19 protein-coding genes and 2 pseudogenes are annotated in these 23,886 nt (G+C 58.1%); 6 read left to right on the top strand and 15 right to left on the bottom strand.

Annotated features, from left to right (window positions below; genetic code table 11):
* The first annotated feature begins 195 nt into the window (after positions 1-195).
* Together AB4N74_RS09530 and AB4N74_RS09525 are read left to right on the top strand one after the other, a co-directional pair.
* Positions 196-1,395: an MFS transporter gene (locus AB4N74_RS09530; protein ID WP_093431639.1), complete on the top strand. Its 1,200-nt coding sequence runs from the start codon at positions 196-198 to the stop codon at positions 1,393-1,395.
* Positions 1,396-1,489: 94 nt separating this feature from the next.
* Positions 1,490-2,413, top strand: coding sequence for a LysR family transcriptional regulator (locus AB4N74_RS09525; RefSeq protein WP_460099677.1), 924 nt, complete (start codon positions 1,490-1,492; stop codon positions 2,411-2,413).
* Between the two features lie 9 nt (positions 2,414-2,422).
* Here AB4N74_RS09525 and AB4N74_RS09520 read toward each other — a convergent pair whose 3' ends face one another.
* The 4 genes from AB4N74_RS09520 to xylA all read right to left on the bottom strand — a co-directional run bounded on the left by AB4N74_RS09520 (position 2,423) and on the right by xylA (position 7,736).
* The gene (locus AB4N74_RS09520; protein ID WP_093431645.1) at positions 2,423-3,559 is read right to left on the bottom strand and encodes a sugar ABC transporter permease; all 1,137 of its coding nucleotides are present in this window, start codon (positions 3,557-3,559) and stop codon (positions 2,423-2,425) included.
* Positions 3,560-5,116, bottom strand: coding sequence for a D-xylose ABC transporter ATP-binding protein (xylG, locus tag AB4N74_RS09515; RefSeq protein WP_460099675.1), 1,557 nt, complete (start codon positions 5,114-5,116; stop codon positions 3,560-3,562).
* A 153-nt stretch (positions 5,117-5,269) separates the two neighbouring features.
* The gene (gene xylF, locus AB4N74_RS09510; protein ID WP_460099672.1) at positions 5,270-6,271 is read right to left on the bottom strand and encodes a D-xylose ABC transporter substrate-binding protein; all 1,002 of its coding nucleotides are present in this window, start codon (positions 6,269-6,271) and stop codon (positions 5,270-5,272) included.
* Positions 6,272-6,419: 148 nt separating this feature from the next.
* Positions 6,420-7,736: a xylose isomerase gene (gene xylA / locus AB4N74_RS09505; RefSeq protein WP_460099669.1), complete on the bottom strand. Its 1,317-nt coding sequence runs from the start codon at positions 7,734-7,736 to the stop codon at positions 6,420-6,422.
* A gap of 175 nt (positions 7,737-7,911) precedes the next feature.
* Here xylA and AB4N74_RS09500 point away from each other — a divergent pair, with 175 nt between their 5' ends.
* Entirely contained in the window at positions 7,912-9,093 is a 1,182-nt protein-coding gene (locus AB4N74_RS09500) for a XylR family transcriptional regulator (protein WP_320336785.1), read from the top strand.
* Positions 9,094-9,150: 57 nt separating this feature from the next.
* The gene (locus AB4N74_RS09495) at positions 9,151-9,807 is read left to right on the top strand and encodes a dTMP kinase (RefSeq protein ID WP_460099665.1); all 657 of its coding nucleotides are present in this window, start codon (positions 9,151-9,153) and stop codon (positions 9,805-9,807) included.
* 236 nt (positions 9,808-10,043) lie between these two features.
* Here AB4N74_RS09495 and AB4N74_RS09490 read toward each other — a convergent pair.
* Positions 10,044-10,673 (bottom strand): annotated as a pseudogene (locus AB4N74_RS09490) (chloride channel protein); the annotation flags it as partial.
* 66 nt (positions 10,674-10,739) lie between these two features.
* Complete coding sequence (locus AB4N74_RS09485; protein ID WP_427120140.1) at positions 10,740-12,194, bottom strand: TrkH family potassium uptake protein; 1,455 nt, start codon at positions 12,192-12,194, stop codon at positions 10,740-10,742.
* A 236-nt stretch (positions 12,195-12,430) separates the two neighbouring features.
* Here AB4N74_RS09485 and AB4N74_RS09480 point away from each other — a divergent pair, with 236 nt between their 5' ends.
* A complete protein-coding gene (locus AB4N74_RS09480) occupies positions 12,431-13,207 on the top strand; it encodes an SDR family NAD(P)-dependent oxidoreductase (RefSeq protein ID WP_460101097.1) in 777 nt (258 codons plus the stop codon).
* A 55-nt stretch (positions 13,208-13,262) separates the two neighbouring features.
* Here AB4N74_RS09480 and AB4N74_RS09475 read toward each other — a convergent pair.
* The 9 genes and pseudogenes from AB4N74_RS09475 to AB4N74_RS09435 all read right to left on the bottom strand — a co-directional run bounded on the left by AB4N74_RS09475 (position 13,263) and on the right by AB4N74_RS09435 (position 22,423).
* Positions 13,263-14,320: pseudogene (locus AB4N74_RS09475) on the bottom strand (ArsO family NAD(P)H-dependent flavin-containing monooxygenase).
* A gap of 228 nt (positions 14,321-14,548) precedes the next feature.
* Positions 14,549-15,064, bottom strand: coding sequence for a cupin domain-containing protein (locus AB4N74_RS09470; protein ID WP_460099662.1), 516 nt, complete (start codon positions 15,062-15,064; stop codon positions 14,549-14,551).
* A 122-nt stretch (positions 15,065-15,186) separates the two neighbouring features.
* On the bottom strand, positions 15,187-15,495 hold the full coding sequence (locus tag AB4N74_RS09465) for a MarR family winged helix-turn-helix transcriptional regulator (protein ID WP_460099659.1): 309 nt from the start codon (positions 15,493-15,495) through the stop codon (positions 15,187-15,189).
* A 184-nt stretch (positions 15,496-15,679) separates the two neighbouring features.
* Complete coding sequence (locus tag AB4N74_RS09460; RefSeq protein WP_099759137.1) at positions 15,680-16,588, bottom strand: LysR family transcriptional regulator; 909 nt, start codon at positions 16,586-16,588, stop codon at positions 15,680-15,682.
* A gap of 6 nt (positions 16,589-16,594) precedes the next feature.
* Entirely contained in the window at positions 16,595-17,797 is a 1,203-nt protein-coding gene (locus AB4N74_RS09455) for a low temperature requirement protein A (protein ID WP_099759136.1), read from the bottom strand.
* Positions 17,798-17,871: 74 nt separating this feature from the next.
* Positions 17,872-18,645 (bottom strand): SDR family oxidoreductase, encoded by a 774-nt coding sequence (locus AB4N74_RS09450; protein WP_090401062.1) that lies wholly within the window; start codon positions 18,643-18,645, stop codon positions 17,872-17,874.
* 836 nt (positions 18,646-19,481) lie between these two features.
* The gene (locus AB4N74_RS09445; RefSeq protein WP_460101095.1) at positions 19,482-19,886 is read right to left on the bottom strand and encodes an acyl-CoA thioesterase; all 405 of its coding nucleotides are present in this window, start codon (positions 19,884-19,886) and stop codon (positions 19,482-19,484) included.
* 128 nt (positions 19,887-20,014) lie between these two features.
* Entirely contained in the window at positions 20,015-20,764 is a 750-nt protein-coding gene (locus tag AB4N74_RS09440) for a hydroxypyruvate isomerase family protein (RefSeq protein ID WP_414925993.1), read from the bottom strand.
* Between the two features lie 93 nt (positions 20,765-20,857).
* The gene (locus AB4N74_RS09435) at positions 20,858-22,423 is read right to left on the bottom strand and encodes a carbohydrate porin (RefSeq protein ID WP_460099654.1); all 1,566 of its coding nucleotides are present in this window, start codon (positions 22,421-22,423) and stop codon (positions 20,858-20,860) included.
* A gap of 168 nt (positions 22,424-22,591) precedes the next feature.
* Here AB4N74_RS09435 and AB4N74_RS09430 point away from each other — a divergent pair, with 168 nt between their 5' ends.
* Positions 22,592-23,866 (top strand): ABC transporter substrate-binding protein, encoded by a 1,275-nt coding sequence (locus AB4N74_RS09430; RefSeq protein ID WP_116256177.1) that lies wholly within the window; start codon positions 22,592-22,594, stop codon positions 23,864-23,866.
* Positions 23,867-23,886 lie beyond the last annotated feature (20 nt).

Genomic DNA, 23,886 nt, shown 5'->3' with positions numbered 1-23,886 from the left:
GGCGCCAAGGGCCAAAGCGTAGAGAAACCGTCCTCACGGGAGAATCACCCGCGCGCGCAACAGCGCGTTGCGCGAGAAGCAACGCTTGCGCCGTTGCACCGGACGCATCACTGCGTTGCTCGCCGCGTGGATTCTGCGCGTCGCCACAGGGCCGTAGCCTTGGCAGCACTTTCCTGAACTCAATGAGGTTTCATCATGCTCACGGGTAACCCGGCCGTTGCGGCGAATGCCGAACAGCCAACTTCACTGTCCGGCCTGATGGTCGCGTTCCTGGCATTTTGCTGTGGCGCGGTCGTGGCCAATCTTTACTACGCGCAGCCGATCGTCGAACTGATTGCACCGCAGATCGGTCTGTCCAGCGCTAATGCCAGCCTGATCGTTTCGCTGACGCAGTTTGGCTACGCGCTGGGCCTGTTACTGCTGGTGCCGCTGGCCGACCTGATGGAAAACCGTCGGCTGGTGGTCGGCTTCACCCTGGCGGCGAGCGTCACATTGCTGTGCGCCGGGCTGACCCATTCACCGTCAATGTTCCTGCTGTTGTCTTTACTGATCGGTCTGACCTCGGTGGCCGTGCAGATCCTTGTGCCGTTGGCGGCACACCTGGCGCCCGAGGCCAGTCGTGGCCGCGTCGTCGGCAATATCATGAGCGGTCTGCTGCTGGGTATTCTGCTGTCGCGGCCACTGTCGAGCCTGTTGGTTGAAGTGTTCGGCTGGCGCGGGGTGTTTTACAGCGCGGCGGCCCTGATGGCGGTCATCGCGCTGGTCACTGCGGTGGCGCTGCCGCGTCGGCTGCCGACGCATAAAGCTTCGTATGCTGCGTTGATCGGTTCGGTGTTTGCCTTGGCCCGGCGCTATCCGCTGTTGCGTCAGCGCTCGTTGTATCAAGGGCTGCTGTTTGCCAGTTTCAGCCTGTTCTGGACTCTCGCGCCGATTGAACTGATGCGTCACCACGGCTTCACTCAGGCACAAGTCGCGATCTTCGCGCTGGTTGGTGCGGTGGGTGCCATTGCGGCGCCGATTGCCGGACGTCTGGCCGATGCCGGGCATGGTCGTCGCGGCACGCTGGTCGCATTGCTGCTGGCGCCGGTTTCGCTGCTGATCGCCGCGCTCCCGGGCAGCGGTTATGTCTGGCTGGTGGTGTGTGCGGTGCTGCTGGATTTCGCCGTGCAATTGAACATGGTGCTCGGCCAGCGTGAGGTGTACGCCCTCGATCCGCACAGCCGTGCGCGCCTGAACGCCGTGTACATGACCAGTATTTTCGTCGGCGGCGCGCTGGGGTCGCTGGTTGCGAGCCCGTTGTACGAGCATTTCGGCTGGAACCTGTCCGCCGTCGCGGTGGCGCTGTTGCCAGCGCTGGCGCTCGGCTTGTTCCTGAGTCGCCAGGCCGATGTCTGAACAACCGGCGAGTGCGGGCAAGCACGGCGGTACAAGACGAGGGGGGAACAGTGATGCACAATCATCCGCGTTCCCTTTCGACCGGACTCCGCTTATGGACAAGTTGCTGGCACTGAAGATGTTTGTGGAAACCGTGCGCTGCGGGGGCTATTCCTCGGCAGCGCGCAAACTCGGGATATCAACGTCGTCAGTGACACGGCAAGTCGCAGGGCTGGAACACGAGTTGGGCGCGAGCCTGCTCAATCGCACCACGCGCAACACCAGCGTGACCGTTGCCGGCCAGACCTATTTCGAAAAAGCCGTGGCGATTCTCGACGCGATTGACGAGGCCGATGCCGTCGTTGCCGATCGTGGCGCCGAAGCGCAGGGCCGTCTGCGTATCAGCGTGCCGGTGGAGTTCGGTCGGCGCCTGATTGCGCCGCACCTGAGCCGCTTGCTTGAGCGGCATCCGGGACTTGAGATCAGTCTGTCGCTGAGCGATCAGGTCAGCGACCTGCTGAGCGAGCAGATTGATGTTTCGGTGCGGCTGGGATCGTCGGTGGTCAGTGAAGACATCGTCAGCAAACGCGTGGGGCAGTTCGAACGCTGGGTGGTGGCCAGTCCGGCGTATCTGGCGCGTAGCGCAGCGCTCTGTCACCCACGGGATTTGCTGGAGCATCAATGCCTGCGTTTCGATTACGGCGCCACCCACCAGTACTGGACTTTTCAGAATGAAGACGCGCCCATCCAGCTCAACGTCCACGGGCGCCTGCAAAGCAATAATGCCGACATCCTGCGCGAAGCCGCCATCGGCGGCGGCGGGGTGACGCTGCTGGCCGACTGGCTGGTACGCGACGACGTGGCAGCCGGCCGGTTGACCCGCATGCTTGAGCAGTACGAGGTCAATCCCGGCAGCGCCAGCACCTGCATCAACGCGTTGTATTTACCCAACCACCGTGGGTCCAGCCGGATCAATGTGTTTATCGACTTCCTGATGGAAATTCTCAGCCCGGCGCCCGCGACCACGCCCGCTGCGTGACCCTGCGGCTCAACGGCGCCCGGTCCGCGTACTGACATCCACCCAAACCGCCAACACCAGGATGCTGCCCTTGACGATCATCTGCCAATAGCTGTCGACGTCGAGCATCGACATGCCGTTGTCCAGACTGGTGATGACCAGCGCGCCGAGGAGGGCGCCGTACACCGTGCCGGAGCCGCCGCGCATGGAAGTACCGCCGATAAAGCAGGCGGCGATGGCGTCGAGTTCGCCCATGCTCCCGGCCGAGGGCGAACCGGCGGCGAGGCGCGCGGTGTTGACCACACCGGCGAGGGCGCACATCACGCCCATGATCCCGAAGATCCACAGCTTCACCGCCTGCACATTGATCCCGGACAGGCGCGTCGCTTCCATATTGCTGCCCACGGCATAGACGCGCCGCCCGAACACGGTCTGACTGGTCACGTAGCTGAACACGCCCAGCAGAATCAGCAACAGCAGGACCGGCACGGGAATGCCGTCATAGCTGTTCAGCGTCTGCACGAAAGCGGCGAGCACGGCGCCGATCACCAACACGCGGACGACATCACGCACCAACGAATGCGCCGCGAGGCCGTGCAGGGCGCGATTGCGCCGCTGTTTCCAGGTCAGGAACACCGTCAGCGCGAACAACAGAATGCCCAGGCCCGTGCCGATTGCGTGGGGCAGGTAGCCCTGGCCAATGTAGACCAGCTCCGGCGACACCGGCGCAATGGTCGTGCCGCCAGTAATCCCCAGCAGAATCCCGCGAAACGCCAGCATGCCGCCCAGACCGACGATGAACGAGGGGATGCGCAGATAAGCCGCCATGTAACCGTTGGCGAGGCCAATCATCAGCCCGCAGAGGGCAACCAGACTCAGGTTCGCCAGCAGCGGAATGTGATAGACCACATCGAGAATCGCCGCGAGCCCCCCGAGCAGACCGAGCAACGAGCCGACCGACAAATCGATCTCGCCGCTGATGATTACCAGCACCATGCCGCAGGCGAGAATGCCGGTAATCGACATCTGCCGCAGCAGATTGGAAAGGTTGCGCGGGGTCAGGAATCCGCCTTCGGTCTGCCAGCTGAAGAACAGCCAGATCAGCACCACGGCAAATACCAGCGCGAGCATTTTGTAGCGGGTGAACAGTTGTTTGACCTGATTCATTTACGCGGTTTTCCGATCATTATTGTTATGGCTGCCAGGCTGGCTGAGGGCGGCGGCAAGCACCTGTTCCTGGGTGAGTTCATGGTTGACGAAGTCGCCACGCAACTGGCCCTCGCCGATCACCAGCACGCGGTCGGACACGCCGAGCACTTCGGCCAGCTCCGACGAGACCATGATGATCGACACGCCGGCAGCGGCCAGTGCGCCCATCAACTTGTAGATTTCGTATTTGGCGCCGACGTCCACACCTCGGGTCGGCTCATCGAGAATCAGTACCCGGGGTTTGGCCAGCAGCATCTTCGCCAGCACGGCTTTTTGCTGATTGCCCCCCGAGAGGCTGGTGATCGGCAGGAACGGGCTGGCGGTCTTGAGGTGCAGGCGCGAGATTTCCCGATCAATGCAGCCCAGTTCGGCTTCGGCATCGATGCGGGTCAGTTTTGAGTAGTTGTCCAGCACGGCGAGGGTGATGTTCTGGCCAACGCCCAGGTCAGGAATAATGCCTTGGCGCTTGCGGTCCTCCGGCACCAGGCACAGGCCGGCACGGATGGACTTGAGCGGCGTGCGCGTGTCGATGGCTTGCCCGTCCAGCCAGACTTCGCCCTCGTGGCGCCCGGGGTAAGCGCCGAACAGCGCGGTCACCAGTTCGGTGCGGCCTGCGCCGACCAGCCCGGCGATACCAAGGATCTCGCCGCGTTTGAGCACGAAGGAAACATCGTCGACCCGTTTGCGCTTGGGGTTGTCGATGTCGTAGCAGGTGATATGCCGGGCCTCGAAAATCACCTCGCCAATAGCGTGCGGCTCGGAGGGGTAGAGGTTGCTCATTTCGCGGCCGACCATCTGGGTGATGATCTGCGCAATATCCATGTCGGCCATGGCGGTGGTAGCGATATGTTTTCCGTCGCGGATCACCGAAATGGTGTCGCACACGGCGGCGACTTCATCGAGCTTGTGCGAGATGTAGACGCAGGCCACGCCTTTGGCTTTGAGGTCGCGAATGATGTCCAGCAACACCTCGATTTCCGAACGGCTCAAGGCTGATGAAGGCTCGTCGAGGATCAGCAGGCGGGCCTTCTTGTTCAGGGCCTTGGCGATTTCCACTAGTTGCTGATAGCCGCCGCCGTACTGCGAAACCGGCAGCGATACGTTCATGTCGGGGACTTTCAATTCGCGCATCAGCGCTTCGGCGCGGTGAATCATCGCCGGGTAATTCATGCGTCCGCCGGGCAGTGTCAGCTCGTGGCCCATGAAAATGTTTTCGGCCACCGATAGGTCGGGCACCAGCGTCAGTTCCTGGTGAATGATGACGATGCCGGCAGCTTCCGTTTCGCTGATCGATTGCGCCCTGAGCGGTTGCCCGTCCCAGAGGATTTCACCGTCCCAGGTGCCGTGCGGGTAGACCGCCGAAAGGATCTTCATCAGCGTCGACTTGCCGGCGCCATTCTCGCCGCACAGGCCAACGCACTCGCCGGGCCTGACCTTGATGTCGATGCCGTTCAGCGCTTTGACACCGCCGAAGGTTTTGACGATGCCGTTCATTTGCAGCAGATAGTCGGACATGGAGAGGGCTCGTATATCAAAGACTCACACACCACGAAGCCTGTGGGAGCGAGCCTGCTCGCGAAAGCGTCAGTTCAGACAATGCTTCGTTGACTGACACACCGCATTCGCGAGCAGGCTCGCTCCCACAAGGGTTTTTCGCATTACCGGAGATCACTTCCCGGCAATTTGCGCCTTGGTGTAGAAGCCGTCCTGTTCGAGCAGGTCGATGTTGTCCTTGGTCAGCGGGGTGGGCGTGAGCAGGATGGTGTCGACTTTTTTGCTGCCGTTGTCGTACTGCGAGCTGAAGGCGGGTTTTTCGTTGCGCGCCAGTTGTACCGAGAGCTTGGCGGCTTCGCTGGCGATCAGTTTCAATGGTTTGTACACGGTCATGGTTTGCGTGCCGGCGATCACGCGCTTGACTGCGGCAAGGTCGGCGTCCTGCCCGGAAATCGGCACCTTGCCGGCCAGTTGCTGCGCCGCCAGTGCCTGAATGGCGCCGCCCGCCGTGGCGTCGTTGGAAGCGACGATGCCGTCGATTTTGTTGTCGTTGCGGGTCAGGGCGTTTTCAACAATGCTCAGCGCTTCGGTCGGGTTCCATTCCTTCACCCACTGCTGGCCGACGATCTTGATATCACCCTTGTCGATGGCCGGTTGCAGCACTTTCATCTGGCCTTCACGGAGGATCTTGGCGTTGTTATCGGTTGGCGCACCACCGAGCAAAAAGTAATTGCCCTTGGGCGCCGCTTTCAGCACGCCGCTGGCCTGCATCTCACCGACCTTTTCGTTATCGAAGGAAATATAGGCGTCGACATCGGCGTTGAGGATCAGGCGATCATAGGACACGACCTTGATCCCGGCCTTCTTCGCTTCGGCCACCGCATTGGTCAGCACCGTGGCGTTGAACGGCACGATGACGATGACATCGACGCCCCGGGAAATCAGGTTTTCGATCTGGGAAATCTGCTTCTGCTCGTTGGCATCCGCCGACTGCACGAAGACCTTGGCGTCCATTTTTTCGGCCGCCGCAACGAAGTAATCACGGTCACGCGACCAGCGTTCCAGGCGCAGATCATCAATGGAGAAACCGATTTTCGGGTGGGCTGCGTCAGCCAGCACCGGCAGCGACAGCAAGGCCAGAGCAGTGGCGAATAACGTGCGTTTTACGTTCTTCATGTGGGGCGTCCTTTTATTGTTGTTGGAAAGACACGGCCTGATGATGAGTATCGGGCTGGTAAAACTGTAGAGAATCCGCAGACGCCGCAGGCACAGATTTGTCGTTGAAATGTCACCGCGTGGATGTGCCCGCAGACTCTCTGTGTGATCAGCGATAGATAAACCGGTTAACAATGTTTTCGAGCCTTTCCTGGCGGCCGCTGACGGCTTGCGGATTCAACTCGTTGGTGAACGCGTGCTCGGCCAACGACTCAAGGTTGAAGTCACCCGCCATCACCGCCTGCCCAAACGGCTGCTGCCAGCCGGCGTAGCGTTGATCCTTGAGCCGTTGCAGTTCGTCGTTCTGCACCATGGCCGCTGCGCGCTCCAGGGACAGGGCGAGAACGTCCATGGCGCCGACGTGGCCATGGAACAGATCGATCTGATCGAGGCTTTGCCGACGAACCTTGGAATCGAAGTTGAAACCGCCATTCTTGAAGCCGCCGGCCTTGAGGATTTCATAGGTGGCCAGGGTCATCTCTTCGACGCTGTTGGGGAATTGGTCGGTGTCCCAGCCGTTTTGCGGATCGCCACGGTTGGCGTCGATGCTGCCGAAAATCCCCAGCGAGACGGCCGTGGCAATCTCGTGATGGAAGCTGTGCCCAGCCAGCGTCGCGTGGTTGGCCTCGATGTTGACCTTGATTTCGTGCTCCAGCCCGTACTGCTGGAGAAAGCCGAACACGGTGGCACTGTCGTAATCGTATTGGTGCTTGGTCGGCTCCTGCGGTTTGGGCTCGATCAGCAGGTCGCCGGTAAAACCGATCTTGTGCTTGTGCTCGACCACCATGCGCATAAAGCGGCCGAGCTGTTCGCGTTCATGCTTCAAGTCCGTATTGAGCAGGGTTTCATAGCCTTCGCGACCGCCCCACAACACGTAGTTGGCGCCTTTCAAGCGATGGGTCGCGTTCATGGCGCTGAACACCTGAGCAGCGGCGCAGGCGAACACTTCCGGATCGGGGTTGCTCGCAGCACCCGCAGCGAAACGCGGATTGCTGAAGCAGTTGGCGGTGCCCCACAGCAGCTTGATGCCGCTGGCTTCCTGGTGTTGCTCGAGGTGATCAACCATCTGCGCGAAGTGGTTGCGGTACTCCTTCAGAGAGCTGCCTTCGGGGGCGACATCAGTGTCATGGAAGCAGTAATAGTCGATGCCCAGTTTGGAGAAGAATTCGAAAGCGGCTGCGGCTTTGCCGATGGCCAGTTCCATCGGGTCGCCAGTGTGTTGCCAAGGGCGCTTGAACGTCCCCGCACCGAACACATCGGAACCGGGCCAGACGAACGTGTGCCAGTAACAGGCAGCCATGCGCAGGTGTTCGCGCATGGGTTTGCCGAGGATGAGTTTGTCGGCGTCGTAGTGACGAAAGGAGAGGGGAGAATCGCTGTCTGGGCCTTCGTAGCGAATCGCATCGACATCGGGGAAATACTGCATGGACCTTGTCCTTGTTGTTCTTGGCGGTGTCTCGATACTAGCAACGGCCCCGTGCCTGCTGATTATGAAAAACATCAACTCGGGGTGCGATTTTGCGTATTGAGCTTCTTCGGCCACGGGCCTAGTCTGTGCCAATCGCCTCCGTGACCAGAGGCCCGGGACAAGCATAAAAACAATGAAAACCGTACCGCCTGTTCACCGCATCGCCCTGTTGTTCAACGGCAGCAAGATCTACGACCGTGGCATCATCAGCGGCATCGGCAACTACCTGAGCAGTACCCGAGCCTCTTGGGACCTGTTTCTCGAGGAGGACTTCCTCTGTCGTTTGAAAGGCATCGAGCGCTGGCAGGGTGACGGGATCATTGCCGACTTCGACGACCCGCTGATTGGCGAGGCGTTGGCCGATATCCAGATGCCGGTGGTAGCAGTAGGGGGCTCGTACGAGGATAAACGCGCCTATCCGAAAGCGATTCCCTACGTCGCCACCGATAACAACGCACTGATAACGCTGGCCTACACGCACTTGATCGAGGCGGGACTGCAGCGTTTCGCCTGTTTCAGCCTGCCTGAAGCGCAAGCCAATCGCTGGGCGCAAGAGCGCGAAAAAGCCTTCCGCAAATTGATGAAGCGCGATGGTCTGCACGGCGAAATCTATCGCGGCATGGGCACCAGCGCACCGCTGTGGGACAGCGCCGTCGAACAACTGATCGCCTGGTTGCAAAGCCTGCCCAAACCCATCGGCATCATCGCCGTCAGCGACGCCCGTGCGCGCCAGTTGCTGCAAGCCTGCCTGACTGCCGGTATCGCCGTGCCGGAACAGGTGGCATTGATCGGCATCGACAATGACCCGCTGACCCGCAGCCTGACCCGCGTGCCGCTGAGTTCAGTCATCCAGGGCACCGAAACCATGGGCCGTACCGCCGCGCAATTACTCCATCAGATGCTCCATGGCAAGCCGTCCACCGGTACACAAATCCTGATTCCTCCCGATGCGGTCAACGTGCAGGTGTCGAGCTTGCACCAGCCTTTGGGCAATCCCTACGTCATGCAAGCGCTGCTGTTCATCCGTCAATACGCTTGCCAAGGCATCAAAACGGCGCAGGTGGCGGCGTATGTCGGTGTGTCGCGTTCGTCACTCGAGGCGCATTTCCGCGCCGAACGAGGCTGCAGCGTGCATGACGAGATCCTGCGTTTCAAACTGGCAGCGGCCACCAGCGGATTGAAAAATACTGACTCGGTGATCGCCGACGTGGCGCGCAGTTGCGGGTTTAAATCTGCGCAGTATCTGCACACGGTGTTTCGCCGGGAGTTTGGCTGTACGCCGCGGGAGTATCAGCAAGGGGCAGGGATGCGCTGATGGAATACCGGAAATGAGGTTAGAGTGGGCATCAATGTCTTGATTGTTGCGTGAACAATGAATCGTCCGCTGTTCGTTTCTCTGGATGGGCCCAAAGGCACCGGCAAAACCACACTGTTGGAGGCCGTTACGCAAGTACTGAGGGCGGGCAACCAGAAAGTCATCCGGCTTTGCGAGAGAAAAAGCGATCCGTTCAGGGGTGAAACCATGGCCTTGATTAACACTCTGGCGAGAAATCCTTGCCGGGATCTCGAGTGGGCTGTGTGTCAGCGCCTCGCGGATAGCCGTCGCTGGATCTCCCAGAACGTTCTGACGAAGCAGCCGCTGGACAGCATCATCCTGATCGATCGCTGGTATCCCTCGGATGCCGCGTTTCGCCAAACCATCCCGTTTGCCGAGATTCTTCAATTGAATATGGAGCGAGACGTGCGGGTGCCAGATCTGCATGTCGGCGTCGTCACCGATCCGGATATTTCGTGGGCGAGGGCGGCGACGCGCTCGCGGGGACTGGGCGGCACTGTGATCCAGAAGCACGCAGAGCATGTGGCGTGTACGGAAATGTTCGAGCAAGCGGTCAAGGATCACGGCTGGATGTTGTGCCGTAATGAAGGAACGGTTGAGCAGGCGACGATGCTGGTGGTTTCTCGGATCTATGAGGTGCTTGGGTTGAACGTCGAAGTGGATGCCAGGCTTGGCGCTCAGGGTATCGCGTAGACCTAAAACAGTTTTTTCGCCGTGTCGCTGGCAACCGCCACGTGCGATTCACAGGAAGGCCAGAGGCTGTAGTTGATAGCTTGGTCGCAAACTACTCTCGGCATTACGAATAAACTTCTGCGCCGCCCGGTGCTCAATTGACGTAGTCATTGAAGGATTGCACATGATCGCTCGTTGGCGCTGCAACATGAAAAGGATCAACTGACCTCACTGGCTAGCAGAATCACACGGTAGGCTTATTGAGTTGGATTCTTCGGTTTAGTGGCAGCTTCTGCATTCTCGAGAAAGCCTCGCGCCAATTGCTGGTACAACTCAGGGCCCATTCTTGAACTGACAGCCTTGGCAATCAGGGCTACCGCCATAAGACTGATCACCATACTGTGGCTATCAATCATCTCCATCACAATGATTGCGGAGGTGATTGGCGACTGAGTAACGGCCGCCAGAAAACCAACCATGCAGAGTGCAATAGTGGGCTGCGCGGCCAGATGGAATAGCTCTGCGGTATTGGCGCCTACTGCGGCCCCTACAGCGAGCGAGGGAGCGAAAATGCCTCCGGGAATACCAGAGAAGTAGGTCACTACGGTCGCCAGGAAGCGAGTAATGGGAGCGTGCCATGGCAGGACTACATCAGATGCGATGACCTGAGAGGTAATGCCGTATCCACTACCAAACGACATTCCGCCACTCAGCCAACCCAATATAGCGACGACCAATCCACAGATGCCGGCAAACCATACTGGGTGCAGGCGCCGCCATTGCCAGATGATGAACTGCGGATGCCGCTGTGGCCATAACAACATCCTGCTGAACAAACCACCCAATAGCCCGCAACCAATCCCTATGACTAATGCCGGGACGACTAAGCTTTGGCAGCGCCACAAGACAGGCTCTTTTGGCGCTTACAGGTATTCATCTATCCAGTGATAGGACTAATACCTCCAAAAAACCGGTGTAACGAGTACCAGCACGGTAAGTATCTCCAGCCGTCCCAGCAGCATGCCAATGGTCAGCAACCATTTTGCTGCGTCAGGTAATGATGAGAAGTTACCAGCGGGCCCAATGATTGTGCCCAAGCCTGGTCCCACGTTGCACACCGCCGTAGCAGCTCCGCTCAACGCTGTCGTCCAATCCAGTCCGATCAGGGCGAGTCCCAGAGCGATCACTGCAATGGTGATGGTGAAGAAAAATGAGAAGGTCAAAAGCGAACGCAAGATCTCTTCATCAATCGGATGGCCGTTGTATTTTTTCTGAATCACCGCACGAGGATGGATCAACTGCTTCAGGCTACTCACTAATAGAGCACCGGCAACCTGGAAACGGAAAATTTTAAGGCCACCAGCTGTTGAGCCTGAACACCCGCCGACGAAGGTCAGATAGAAAAAAAGCAAGACCGCGAAGCTGCCCCACAAGGTGTAATCACCTACAGCAATTCCGGTGGTCGTGACAACCGAGGTCACATTGACCGCCACGATACGAAACGCATCCCACCATCCGTAGTCGCTGTGGAAACACAGCCATGTCCCCACCGCTAGCCAAGTCACAATCAGGAAACCAATAAACCCGCGTACCTGGTGATCCTTGAGCAGCGCACGCCGATTGCCGCGCAATGTCGCGACATAGAGGGTAAACGGCAGGCTACCCAGAATCATGATGACCACCGCGATCCAGTGAATCGCTGGCTGCGTCCAATGCCCAAGCGAGGCGTCAGAAGTAGAGAACCCGCCAGTCGAGATCAACGACATGGCATGGTTGACCGCTTCAAACGGCGTCATGCCGGCGATCCAGAGAGCTGCTGCCCCGGCGCCAGTGAGCCCAAAATAGAGAAAGAGAATGGACTTGGCTGCCACATGAGAGCGAGGTGTTACTTTCTCCGACCAGTCTGAGGACTCTGTCTGGAAAAGACGCATACCGCCCACTCGCAGCAGTGGAAGGATCGCTACAGCCATGCCGATGAAGCCGATACCACCCAACCAGTGCAGCATTGAGCGCCAGATCAACAATCCAGGTGAAGCGGTATCCAAACCACTCAAGACAGTTGAACCCGTGGTTGTAATGCCGGACATCGTTTCAAAAAAAGCGTCGGTGTAACTGATCTGACTGATGAACACCATCGGCAACGCCGCGAAGGTACATACCGCCACCCAACTGCAAGTCGTCAGTAGATACATATCTCTTGGACGAAGCTGGGCATTGTCTGGACGACCTCGCGCTATCAAAAGGAGGCCAGTGATGAAGGTAATCAAGCTCGACCAGAGGAAGGCCGACAGGTCATCGCTGCGCTCATAGGCAACCAGTGTGATCATGGGAATAGCCATGCTCACAGCCAGCGTGATTAAAAAGATACCTAAGATGAAGCCGACGAGCCTGAGTACAGCGGAGGACATGAGGTTAACCTGCAAAAATACCGCCGCGAAGTATCCGGTGGCTAAGATCAAATGCGTGTAAATTTTGCGTAAAAAATCGCGACCTCACTGGAACGGGACGGCGGTATGTCGCCAGCATCAAAAGGACATAGCGGCTTTTTATTAACATAACTGTATGCGCATCCTTTATTGTCAGGGCAAAACGGGGCTCTGCTTTCGTGTCCATCCGCCATGCTCTAACAGAGGCAACAACGATGATGCATCCAACCTGGGCAGATCAAGTGGCACTTGTGAGTGGAGCGGGCAGTGAGCTTGGAATCGGTATGGCCATTGCCCATCGTCTTGGGGCTCAAGGGGCCAAGTTGATCGTCACGGCAAGCAGCGCACGCATCAATGAGCGGGTTGCGGAGTTACGTGCCGCCGGCTTCGAAGCAGTGGGTCGACCGGTCGACTTGACTCAGGAAAATCAGGTGAGTGAATTCGTCGCTTGGGCTGAGGCCGTCTGGGGCCGCATCGATATTCTTGTAAATAATGCCGGTATGGCGATGCAAGGGAGTCCAGAACAGTTCTCCGAGTTCACGAGTACGAGCCTCGAAAGCTGGAATCTTTCCATCGCTAGAAATCTGACAACTGCGTTTCTGTTAACCCAAGGGGTGTTGCCTGGGATGCGAGCGAGAGGCTATGGCCGCATAGTGAACATCAGCTCAACTACCGGCACGCGGGCCAGTAATCCAGGGGAGGCTGCTTACAGTGCTGCAAAGGCGGGAATGGTAGGAATGAACATGAGTCTAGCCCTTGAGGTGGCTCATCAAGGTATCACGGTGAATTCAGTTGCCCCTGGCTGGATAGCTACAGGGTCGAGCACGCCTGATGAAGTCAAAGCCGCACGTTCTACGCCTCTCGGGAGAGCGGGGCGCCCAGACGAAGTGGCCGCAGCCGTTGTATTCCTGGCTTCACCTGAAGCGAGTTACATCACCGGTGAACTGCTCGTGGTGGATGGAGGCAATTGCCTGGTTGAGAACAAAGCGGGTTAAGACATTTTAATTCCTGAGAGGGACCTCAACGTTGCCTGAACTGCGCTGCGCCGACTCACTGCTCCAGCAAAAACCGCTCAATTTCCTCAACGGTACTGCGCGCCGTTCGGGTCACGCCGATCAGTGTCGCGGAAGCGGCACCAGTCCAGTCGCCATAACCCACCAACCACAAACGCGGTTCCTGAATCGAATGCGTACCTTTGACGGCCACGCGCCCGTCGGCGGAACACACGCCCAGTGACTCCAGATAGCCGAGGGCAGGGCGGAAGCCGGTGCACCAGATCACCGCGTCGACCGGCGTTTGCGAGCCATCAGCCCAAGTCACGCCGGTCTCGGTGAAGCGCAGGAACGGCCGAACCGCGTGCAACACGCCGCGCTCCCGTGCCTCAACGACTGGCGGCACCATCACGATATCGCCCAGGCCGCCAACGGGCTGTTCAATGACGATGCCGGCCAGTTGCGCTTTCCAGCGCTCGGTGGCGCGTTCGAAGAGCACGCGTCCATCAACGTCATCGGCAAGAAACTCTGGCGGCTGCGGAGTAACCCAAGTGGCATCGGCCACTTGCGAGACTTCAGCGAGGATCTGCGCACCGGAGTTGCCACCGCCCACCACCAGGACTTTTTTCCCGCAAACGGCTTGGCGGTAACGTAGTGGGCCGAATGCAATTGCTGGCCGGTAAAGGTTTCGCTGCCGGGGTAATGCGGCAGGTAGGGATGGCGCCAGGTGCCGGTCGCGCTGACCACGGTGCGGGCCAGCCAATTGCGACCCTGGGCTTTTACGTTGAGGTGATTGCCCCGACGTTCAATAGCGTTGACCCAGTAGGGCCGTGCGACAGGAAACTGGTAGCGTTGCTCATACTGGCGCAGGTAATCGACTACGTTGTCGCGACTGGGGTAACCGTCAGTGACCGGAGGCATCATCCAACCGGCGATGGAACTCCAGGTCGACGGTGAAAACAGTCGCAGGGAATCCCAGCCATGCCGCCAGGCGCCACCCGGTGCTGCTTCGGCATCGATAATGACAAAGGAACGCCCGGTACGGCGCAGGAAGTAAGCGACGGCGAGTGCAGACTGGCCACCGCCAATAATCGCAACATCCACTTCGGCAGGCATGGGGAATCCTTGGGTCAGCGAAAGTCAGGTCAAGTTAATCCATTTGAAGTGGACGTTTGTTGATGTTGCTCAATCGGTGGCGTTGTAATGGATATGATTTAACATAATATACATTACACGTAACAAGATGTTTCGAGATTAGCCACGTTGCCCGCGAGATTTCATTCTCCTGCAATGCCCCAAACCGGCTTTCCCTCCAACCTGATTAATCCTCTGAATCTGCATCGCTCAATCCTCATCCCGCGTCAGCTTTTCAATCAATGCTCGATGCTGTGGAAACGCTGTAGTGAGCTTCTGGCGATTCCCCATCTCCATGTCGGCAAAATCAAATCCTGGCGAAACCGCTTCACTGATCAATCCAAATCCGTTTTTGCCGTCCAGCAATCGTGATGCTTTCCAGATGCCACCCGGTACGTGCAATTGCAAACGCTGTCCTGCGAGAACATCGTTGCCCATGATGACTGTCTGCAATGAACCGTCCGCATGGATCAGGCTGTATTCGAGTGCGTCGCCCAAGTGGAAATAATGCAGGATGTCAGACTGATTGAAATGAAACTGGCCAACCGGTGATTGCTCGGTCAGCAGATAGTAGATCGACGTCATCAGGTAACGTGGGCCGCCAGCGGTTTCGAGCCAATCGCGATGGTCTGACTGATAGGTTCTACGAAAATAGCCGCCTTCGAGATGAGGCTCGAGATTCAGCGCATTGATCACGTCTTGTGTGCTTGCTTTACGTTGAATCATCGCCCGCCCCCTTGATTTTATGGTGGTTTTTTATAGCTCAACTAAACGACCATTTAGTGTAGTTAAGCGCATATCGAAGACGAATGACGAACTTTCCAGACAAATTTCGATCTTCCGCTGATTCACTCCTCACTCGGGTCATAACTGTTCACATTGGGCACTTGCAGATGCAGGCGGCCAAGCAAGTCGACCAACGTATCGACCTCAGCCGGGGTCAATCCGCTGAGTAGACGCGACTCACGCTCGAGTGCAACTTTGAGCACGCGGTCATGCAGTTCTTTACCGCTGGCCGTCAATCGCACGGTGTAACGCCGTGCATCCTTGGGATCCAACTGACTAGTGATCCGCCCCGCTGCTTCCAGCGTCTGCAATGAACGGCTGACCGCGCTCTTGTCGAGACCGATCGCCTGGCAGATTCGATAATCGGTCAATAGCGGACGTTTACAGGGGGGGAATCTGCCTCTATGCCTTTGAAAACATGCGTCCCGGGCGGCCAAACTTGGCGATAGTGCTCCCGACGGTTACAAGACCTACCCAGTCAAGATCCGCCTCACGCAAATATAAGCCTAGGGCGCTGGATGCGGCGTCCAGGCTTTACCGCCAATCGAAACGGCGTTACTTACTCTGCAGATACGGCGCCATCAAGCCGGCAAACCACTCGATAAATGCACCGAGGCGCCGGGAGCGTTGGCGACGATCCGGATACAGCAAAGACACGGTCATCGACGGCGGCCGGTAAGCGGCCAGCACCTCCACCAGCTCGCCGCTATCCAGTAAATGCTGCACATCGAACAACGGCACCTGAATCAAACCGAGCCCTGTGCAGCACGCGGCGATGTAGCTTTCCGCATTATTGACCACGAGTTGACTGGGCAGTGGAAACGACTGGCGGACGCCGTCGAGACAATATTCCCACTGAGCCTCTTGCCCGCCCGACCCCGCCACATAGCCGACGCATACGTGCCGCTCCTGCAACTGGGCAAGCTCGGTGGGCACGCCAAATTCGGCCAGGTAGGCGGGGCTGGCGCAGTTGATCAGCAACACCTGCCCCAACGGTTTCACTACTAGGCTGCTGCTCTGCGGCGTGCCGAAACGAATCACACAATCGACGCCCTCCTGCACCAGGTCTATCGCCCGGTCGGTGGAACCCAGGCCCAGTTGCAGGCGCGGATAACGCTGGAAAAACTCGGGAAGCGCGGGAATGAGTAGGCGCCGGGCGATACGGCTGGGCACATCGACTTCCAGGCGCCCCATCACCTGCTCTTGATGGGTGTGGAACAGTTGGTCGATCTCATCGATCTCGACCAACACTTGGCGCGCTCGCTGCAGTAACTGGGTGCCGTCGGTGGTCAATGACACCTTGCGCGTGGTGCGGTGCAACAAGCGCGTTCCGGCATTGGCTTCCAATTGTTGAATGGCCGCCGATACTGTGGCACGCGGCAGTTTAAGCAGTCGTGCGGCCTGGATGAAACTGCCGAGCTCAGCCACCTGAACGAAAACGCGGTACTGCTCGATGCGGTCCATGGGTTATCAGTGCTCGACGACGGCGTTAGCCTGTTTCGCTCGAAACCGGCGCACCACCCGCCATTCCACGAAACTGACGATCAACAACACCATGGTGGTCAACGTGCCCACCATCAGCAGGTCGGTCAAAACCGCAATCGGCGCCAGCGCCAGCAATAGCACGATGCCGGCCAGGTGCGATTTGGCGACCACCTGATACACCTCGCGTTTGTACAACAGGCTGGCGAATAGAAAGATCATGGGCCCCAGCAGCAGGGTCACGACGTAGGCCGTGTTCATGTGCTTGTCGGGGTGGGCCATGACCAGATCATTGCCGACGGCCGTGGCAATGATGCCGGCCACCAGCACTGCGTGAATGTAATGAAAGTAAGCGCCGGTGCGCCCAGGGTCCTTGGAGTGGGTAACGCAATGAATGGCGTCTTTGCTCGCCGTGCCGAAGTACAACCACCACATAGCCAGAGTGCCCAGTAAGGTCACCAATAACCCCACCAACACGGGAATATCCCAGTGCTCGGTTTCGGCGAGCACCGCGCCGCTGGCCAGCAGCGTTTCGCCCAGTGCGACAATCACAAACAGCTGGCAACGCTCGGCTAGATGCGCGCCCTCGATGGTCCAGTCACTGGTGCGCGAGCGTCCCAGCCCCGGCAGCGCAAAGCCGAACATGGGCGACACGTACTCACACAGCACCGCGATTAGCCATAGGCCGATACGCCACGGCCCTTCCATAAACGCGCCCGCCAACCAGAACGCCGCGGCAATCACTACCCAGCCGAGCATGCGCTTGAAGTTCGGTGCCAGCGCGTGTTCACCGGGCAAATGCAGCACGATAAAGGCGGTACGGCCTACCTGAATCGCCACATAGGCCAGCGCAAACACTAAGCCCCGCTCGCCAAAGGCTTCAGGAATGCTCGCCGCCATCAGCAAGGCGGGAAACATCAGGGCGAAGATCAGGCCGCGCACCCGCGGGGTTTCCGGGTTAAACCAGTTGGTGACCCAGCAGGTGTATTGCCAGCCAAGCCATACCGCGAACCACAGAATAAGGGTCTCCATCACGCCGACCAGGGTCAGGTGATGGAGCAGGCCGTGGCTGAGTTGGGTCACGGCGAAGACATAGACGAGATCGAACAACAGCTCTTCGAACGTCACCCGCGCATGGTGACCATCACGGTGGCGAAGTAACGGGTGATGTGCAGACTGATCGGCGCTCATAGCAACCCCATGGCCTGGTTTGTCGGGAAAAGTGTTAACGCGACATTGCGGGGTTGCAATCGTTTTTTCGCCCGTTACTTGGTGGTGTAACCGCCGTTGATCAAAATCGTCTGGCCCGTCACCCACCAGCCATCACTCACCAGGTTGCGAATAAACGGCACCACATCCTCGATATCAGTCAGGCCCGTGCGCGAGAACGGCGAAAGCGCGGCGGCGGTCTTATGATAGTTCACCGCATCCTGACCTTCGGCCGGATAGAAAAACGGAGTATCCATCGGGCCAGGGCCCACTGCCGTCACTGAAATACCACGCGCGCCAAGTTCTTTCGCAGCCGCTCTGGTGAACTGCTCCACCGGCGCTTTGCTGCCGGCATACGCCGCGTAGAACGGCGTGAACGCGCCGAGCAACGAGGTGACGATGGTGCAGATCTTGCCGTTGTCGTTGAGGTGCTTACCGGCTTCCTTGAGAAAGAAAAACGCGGTTTTGGAGTTAACCGCCATCATCTCGTCGTACTCAGCTTCGGTGATCTCGGCCATAGGCTTTTTCAATACCTTGCCCACGGTGTTGATCGCAATATCCGGGCGCCCGACTGCGGCCACGGCATCGCTGAACAGCTTTTCCACTGCACCGGCAGTGGTCAGGTCTGCCTGCAACGCCACTGCCTTGGCTCCCAACGCTTCGAGAGCCGCCACGGTGGCGTTGGCATCGCCCTGGCTGGAGGCGCTGTTGTAATGCACCACCACAGCCTTAGCGCCGTGCTGGGCGAGATCGCGAGCGAGCAAGCCGCCGAGATTTTTCACACCGCCGGCGATCAGTACGACCTTGCCGTTGATTGAATGTTTGGACATGACAACGCTCCTGGGCTGGGAAAGGTACGACCCAGTCTAGAGCGGCCGCGGGCAAAGATAAGCACACTGATGCTGGATGCACTGTTCAGTTTTTTCAGCCAATCAGCGTAAAGTTACTTTCCCGACTCTAAACGTCCGCTGTTATCGAGTCAGGTAAATGACCGCATATGGCCGTTAGCTGCCGCTCCTGACCGTCAACTTCCGGTCAGAAGATGCCAGTCACAAAAAGCTGTTTTCGACCCAAAGCGGACAATACGGAGAACCTATGTACACAGTGACCGTCGTTAGCGAACGGCCCGACTTCAGATGTTTTCTGGATTTGCTCTATGGCCCTGGGCGAAACGTAGACACGGATGGTGATTCATACCCTGTGAACAGCCGCTCTTGGACATACCTGTATGTGAAGGACAGAGAGAGCGATGACCCTTACATCGAAATCAATGCGAGCGAGGTAGATGTCTCAAGGTTTACCGTGCAGTCCGACTCGTCGAGGCTGGAGGCCCTGGTTGCGTTGTACTTGTACCTGACCTGTGGTGGGTCAATCTCCTCTTCAGATCAGGCACTTAATAAAGCCGCCATCGAAATGTTGTGCGACAGATATTCCGTTGAGCTCTGCCGAGCCCATGGATCTATTTGGCATCAGTCGGCAGATAACGCGCCTTACTCACAGGAGTGAACGACGGCTTGTTTCGGAGCGCGCAAACGTCCGCTCTTGGCCGATTGCTGCCGGTCACCAAGGCCGCAATCGCCCATAACTGCCGGTGAGGAACGGTAGATTTTGACCACAACCGGACACTCGACAGCCCCCCAAACGTTTGTTGAGTCCGTCTGATCGTCTATGAAAGAAGCGCTCGCAACGGAGCTGGAATGGGTACAACTTCTTTACTTTCCGGTGAGACACAAACGTGTGTGACATTCGCGGTAAATGCCAGCACGCCTTCGCCTATAACCCCCTCAACCAAAAAAGTAAAAGAGTGCTCGCCTAACCTGGCCACGCCAACTTTAATAGTCATTTCGTCATCCCACGTCAGCGGAGCCAGCAACTCGATCGACATCGCACGCACCGGCGGCAATATATTAAAACTCATCACTGCTCTAAGCCCCGGCCCCCCTACCCATCTGTCAAGTGCTACACCAATGGCCTCTACAGCAAAATGTGAGAATCGCGGGGTGTAAACCACCCCTGCCGGATCACAATCTCCGAACAAAATAGTTCGACTTACAAAAACCGCATCAGGCATTAAATCCCCCCTACCCGCCAGCGTCAGGCCGATATCGATGGGTTCTTCTCGCTCGGCCATCAAGGGCTTTTGCCTTTGATGGCGGCGATTTTGCCCACATCAGCGACTCAAAGATTTTTGTCTAGCACCTAAGCACTTAGCTGCTTGAACCAGTCAAGACTCGCAACGGTAGTTCCAGAAGGACGGTACTCACAGCCAATCCATCCGGCGTAGCCGCGTTGCTCCAGCGCCGCGAATAACGCAGCAAAGTCGATACTCCCCGTTCCCGGCTCGTGACGACCCGGGCAATCGGCAATTTGCACATGCACGGTTCTGTCATAGAACCGCGCCAGCACGTCGGCTGCGTCTCCGGTCAAAAGCTGGGCATGGTAAAGATCAAGAATTAGCCCGACACTCGGGAACGTCTCCAGTACCTGTTGCGCCTTGCTGAAGTCAGACATGTAATAGCCCGGCATCGCCTGCGCGCTGATCACTTCGATCAGCGGCCGCAGCCCCTGATCTTCCAAGTACTTCACCGCATATTCCAGGTTGCCCGCGTAGGTTCGTTCAGCGTCATTCTGCGTGGTAACGCCCGACATGATGTGGACATCCGCACACGCCAAGGTCTTTGCGTAGCGGGCGGCCTGGAGCAACCCGTCACGAAATTCCTCTCCCCTGCCCTGTAACGCGGCGATGCCCTTGGTCACGCCAGCCGGGGCGGCGAACTGAATCAACGGCAAACTGTATTGGGCTAGATGGTCGGCAAGCAGACTGGCGTCGAATTCATACGGTGACGGGAACTCAACTGCCCGGAAACCGGCGGCTGCGGCGGCTTCGATGCGCTGCAGAAAAGGCAATTCATTGAATTGGAAGCCGAGATGAGCATTGAACTTGAGCATTGGGTAATCATCCATCCTGGGAAGAAACGACATCATTAGCCTGGAGCATCCTTTGCCGCTCCAGCACTGCACTATCGCAAGTGCGTTCAACAATTAAAACCAGGTTTCCATCTGGATGCCGTATTGCCACACCCCACCCGCCTGGAAGTCGGACATGCCAAAGGAGTCGTTAGTACTGAACCGGTCCAGATCCGAAGACCAGTTCATGTAGCTGGCGAACACTCGCAACTCCGGACGCGTGAGTAGATCGCCGACGTCGAGTTTGAATGTCGGGGCGACCGTGAACTTCCAGAAGTTACCATCGACCGCATTACGTTGTAGATAGCCCTTGGGGTCGAGGTTCATGGTTTGCCAGCTCATTTCGTAGGCCATTTCGAAGTTGCTGTTGATTTTGTTGGCCAATCGCACGTTGAGGGTCAGCCAGCGGTAGTCGTCACCTTTAACGTATCTATCCTTGCTCTGTTCGGCCAGCAAGCTGGGCCCGATGCGCCAGTCAGAGGTCAGCGGCGTCTCACCGTAAAGCGCCAGACGCAGCGCGCGGGCGTCGTCGATCAGTTCACCGTCCGAGCCAACGTTCTTGACCTCTGCCCCCAGGCCTTGTCCATAGAGCAGCGCCGTTTTGAAGAACCCTTCTCTGCCGAAAAAGGTTTTCTGGTGATTGGCCAGCATGCTGTGCAAACCGCTATCCGCAGGCGTCAAACCGGCCTTGTTGGTGTGGGTGCCGAAATCGTTTTTCTTGGCGCCGATGGCGTTGTACATCCACTGCCACTGGCCATCCTCGAAGAACTGGTTGGAGGTCAGGATGTAGCTTTCCACATCGGCATTGATACCGCCCTGACTGAAATCCCCGTAGCTACGCCCAATCAACGAGTAATTCGAGCGCCAATGCTTGTTCATCTGCACATCGTAAATTCCACCGCCGGTGCCGGCCAGGTAAACGACGTCGGAGTCCAGCCAGTGGATATCGAAATTATCTCTATCGAACCGCTTGCCCGCCCACAGCGTAGCGTTCTCGAAGACTGAATTGCCTTTGAATGCAGCGACATGGTCGAGGGTGGCGAACACCTGGCGTACGTTGAGTTTGCTTTCGTCGGCCGTCCAGTCATTGGAGCTTTCCACACCGTCGGCGATGGAGACGGTGAATTTGGAACGGGTACCGTTTTGCGCATAGACCTCTTTCGACAGGTCGATACGCATGTAGGTGTCGTCCTCGTTACCGAGTCGCCCGACTGCCCCGCCCACCGAACCGGCCGGCGTTGTATAAGGGCCGCCACGCCCGCCACCCAGCCCCTCGTCAACCAGCAATCCGGAGCGCGCATAGCCGTTGAAGCTGAACCCATCGGTGAGGTTCCCAGTACTGCCCTCCTTTTCCAGGCTTTGCTGACGGGCTTCGAGTTTTGCCAGTCGGGTGTCCAGAGCAGGTGCCGAAATGGCTGTTGCGTTAGAGGCGACGGGTTGCAAGGGCGGCGCCGCGCGTTTGACCTGCTGCAATTCCCGGGCAAGTGCCTGGGTCTGCTGTTCGGCCGTGGCTGCACGCTTTTCCGCTGCGCTGGCACGCGCCTCAAGTGCGGCCATGCGCTCTTCCAGTGTCGCGGCCTGAGCGGTCGCTGCGGATGTGCCGAGCACACCTGCCAGTAGCCAGCCTGTTGCTTTGTGCATATGAAATCCCTGTTTTGTTTTTATTGTTGGTTGACGCAAACGGCCGTTTTTTACGTGCGTTGCGAGTTGTCGCAATCGACGAAAAAAAGGATGCCTCATCGCAAATACGCTGCTACATTTGGCGATGTTAACGTTAACTTTTCTAAAAACAAAAATAAAGGACGCTCGATGAAACACCTGAAATCGCTCCTGCCCGTTGCATTGATCACCCTGTCTGCCGCACTGCCATCCGTGTCGAACGCAACCGATCTGACGATCTCTTGCGGTGCCGTGGGTGCGGAGTTGCAACTGTGCAAAGAGGCCGTCGAGACATGGTCGAAACAGACCGGCAACAACGTCGAGGTGGTCTCCACGCCTAACTCGGCAACCGAGAGGTTGTCGTTCTACCAGCAGATCCTCAGTGCGCAGTCCACTGACATCGACATCATTCAAATCGACATGGTGTGGCCGGGGATGCTGGCAAAACACCTGCTGGATCTGCGGGAGGTGCTTCCCGCGAACGCGACCCAAGGCTACTTCCAGGCCCAGGTCGATAACGCCACGGTCAACGACCGGCTGGTGACGATGCCGTGGTTCACCGACTCAGGGCTGCTGTATTACCGCAAGGACTTGCTTGAGAAATACAACAAACAGGTTCCTCAAACGTGGGAGGAAATGACCGCTACCGCCAGGGATGTGCAACAGGCTGAACGCAACGCCGGGAACGCCAATGCCTGGGGTTACATCTTTCAGGGGCGTGCCTACGAGGGGCTGACGTGCAATGCGCTGGAGTGGATCAGCAGCCAACCGCAAGGCGGCCTGATCAATCAACGCGGCGACATCGTGGTCAACAGTCAGGCCTCGAGAGCGGCGTTAACGCTGGCGAAAAGCTGGGTCGGAGACATCTCTCCGCGTGGCGTGCTCAATTACACCGAGGAAGAAGGACGTGGTGTATTCCAGTCGGGCAATGCGCTATTCATGCGTAACTGGCCTTATGTCTGGGCCCTGGTGCAAAGCCAGGACAGTGCCGTAAAAGACAAGGTCGGCGTCGCTCCCCTGCCCCGCGGCGGCGAAACCGGCGAACATGCTTCCACCCTCGGTGGCTGGGGCCTGGCCGTATCGCGTTACAGCGCTCATCCCAAACTTGCCGCAGAACTGGTGAGCTACCTGACGAGTGCCCAAGAGCAAAAACATCGCGCTCTGACAGGCGGCTATAACCCGGTGATCGAGTCGCTGTATCAAGATCCCGAGTTGCTCGCGGCCATGCCTTATTACGCTCAGCTGCACAGCATTCTCAACGCTGGGGTCATGCGCCCCGCCGCCATCACCGCCGATCGTTATCCACGGGTCTCCAATGCCTTCTTCGATCGGGTGCATGGCGTGCTGGCGGGCGAGTTGCCCGTGGATCAGGCACTGGCCGAACTGGAAAGTGAACTCACGCGTATCAAACGCCGGAACTGGTAAGCCACAAGGAAGGAAATCAC

It is taken from the genome of Pseudomonas sp. H3_C08 (assembly GCF_054669455.1).
This window is presented reverse-complemented; position numbering and strand designations above follow the sequence as displayed.

Coding starts and splice junctions, on each gene's coding strand:
- xylG (WP_460099675.1), bottom strand. CDS start 5,116: ATGTCCGACTATCTGCTGCAAATGAACGGCATCGTCAAAACCTTCGGC.
- AB4N74_RS09495 (WP_460099665.1), top strand. CDS start 9,151: ATGAATCGTCCGCTGTTCGTTTCTCTGGATGGGCCCAAAGGCACCGGC.
- AB4N74_RS09525 (WP_460099677.1), top strand. CDS start 1,490: ATGGACAAGTTGCTGGCACTGAAGATGTTTGTGGAAACCGTGCGCTGC.
- AB4N74_RS09480 (WP_460101097.1), top strand. CDS start 12,431: ATGCATCCAACCTGGGCAGATCAAGTGGCACTTGTGAGTGGAGCGGGC.
- AB4N74_RS09500 (WP_320336785.1), top strand. CDS start 7,912: ATGAAAACCGTACCGCCTGTTCACCGCATCGCCCTGTTGTTCAACGGC.
- AB4N74_RS09440 (WP_414925993.1), bottom strand. CDS start 20,764: ATGCTCAAGTTCAATGCTCATCTCGGCTTCCAATTCAATGAATTGCCT.
- AB4N74_RS09530 (WP_093431639.1), top strand. CDS start 196: ATGCTCACGGGTAACCCGGCCGTTGCGGCGAATGCCGAACAGCCAACT.
- AB4N74_RS09485 (WP_427120140.1), bottom strand. CDS start 12,194: ATGTCCTCCGCTGTACTCAGGCTCGTCGGCTTCATCTTAGGTATCTTT.
- AB4N74_RS09445 (WP_460101095.1), bottom strand. CDS start 19,886: ATGCCTGATGCGGTTTTTGTAAGTCGAACTATTTTGTTCGGAGATTGT.
- xylA (WP_460099669.1), bottom strand. CDS start 7,736: ATGCAGTATTTCCCCGATGTCGATGCGATTCGCTACGAAGGCCCAGAC.
- AB4N74_RS09470 (WP_460099662.1), bottom strand. CDS start 15,064: ATGATTCAACGTAAAGCAAGCACACAAGACGTGATCAATGCGCTGAAT.
- AB4N74_RS09430 (WP_116256177.1), top strand. CDS start 22,592: ATGAAACACCTGAAATCGCTCCTGCCCGTTGCATTGATCACCCTGTCT.
- AB4N74_RS09435 (WP_460099654.1), bottom strand. CDS start 22,423: ATGCACAAAGCAACAGGCTGGCTACTGGCAGGTGTGCTCGGCACATCC.
- xylF (WP_460099672.1), bottom strand. CDS start 6,271: ATGAAGAACGTAAAACGCACGTTATTCGCCACTGCTCTGGCCTTGCTG.
- AB4N74_RS09460 (WP_099759137.1), bottom strand. CDS start 16,588: ATGGACCGCATCGAGCAGTACCGCGTTTTCGTTCAGGTGGCTGAGCTC.
- AB4N74_RS09455 (WP_099759136.1), bottom strand. CDS start 17,797: ATGAGCGCCGATCAGTCTGCACATCACCCGTTACTTCGCCACCGTGAT.
- AB4N74_RS09450 (WP_090401062.1), bottom strand. CDS start 18,645: ATGTCCAAACATTCAATCAACGGCAAGGTCGTACTGATCGCCGGCGGT.
- AB4N74_RS09520 (WP_093431645.1), bottom strand. CDS start 3,559: ATGAATCAGGTCAAACAACTGTTCACCCGCTACAAAATGCTCGCGCTG.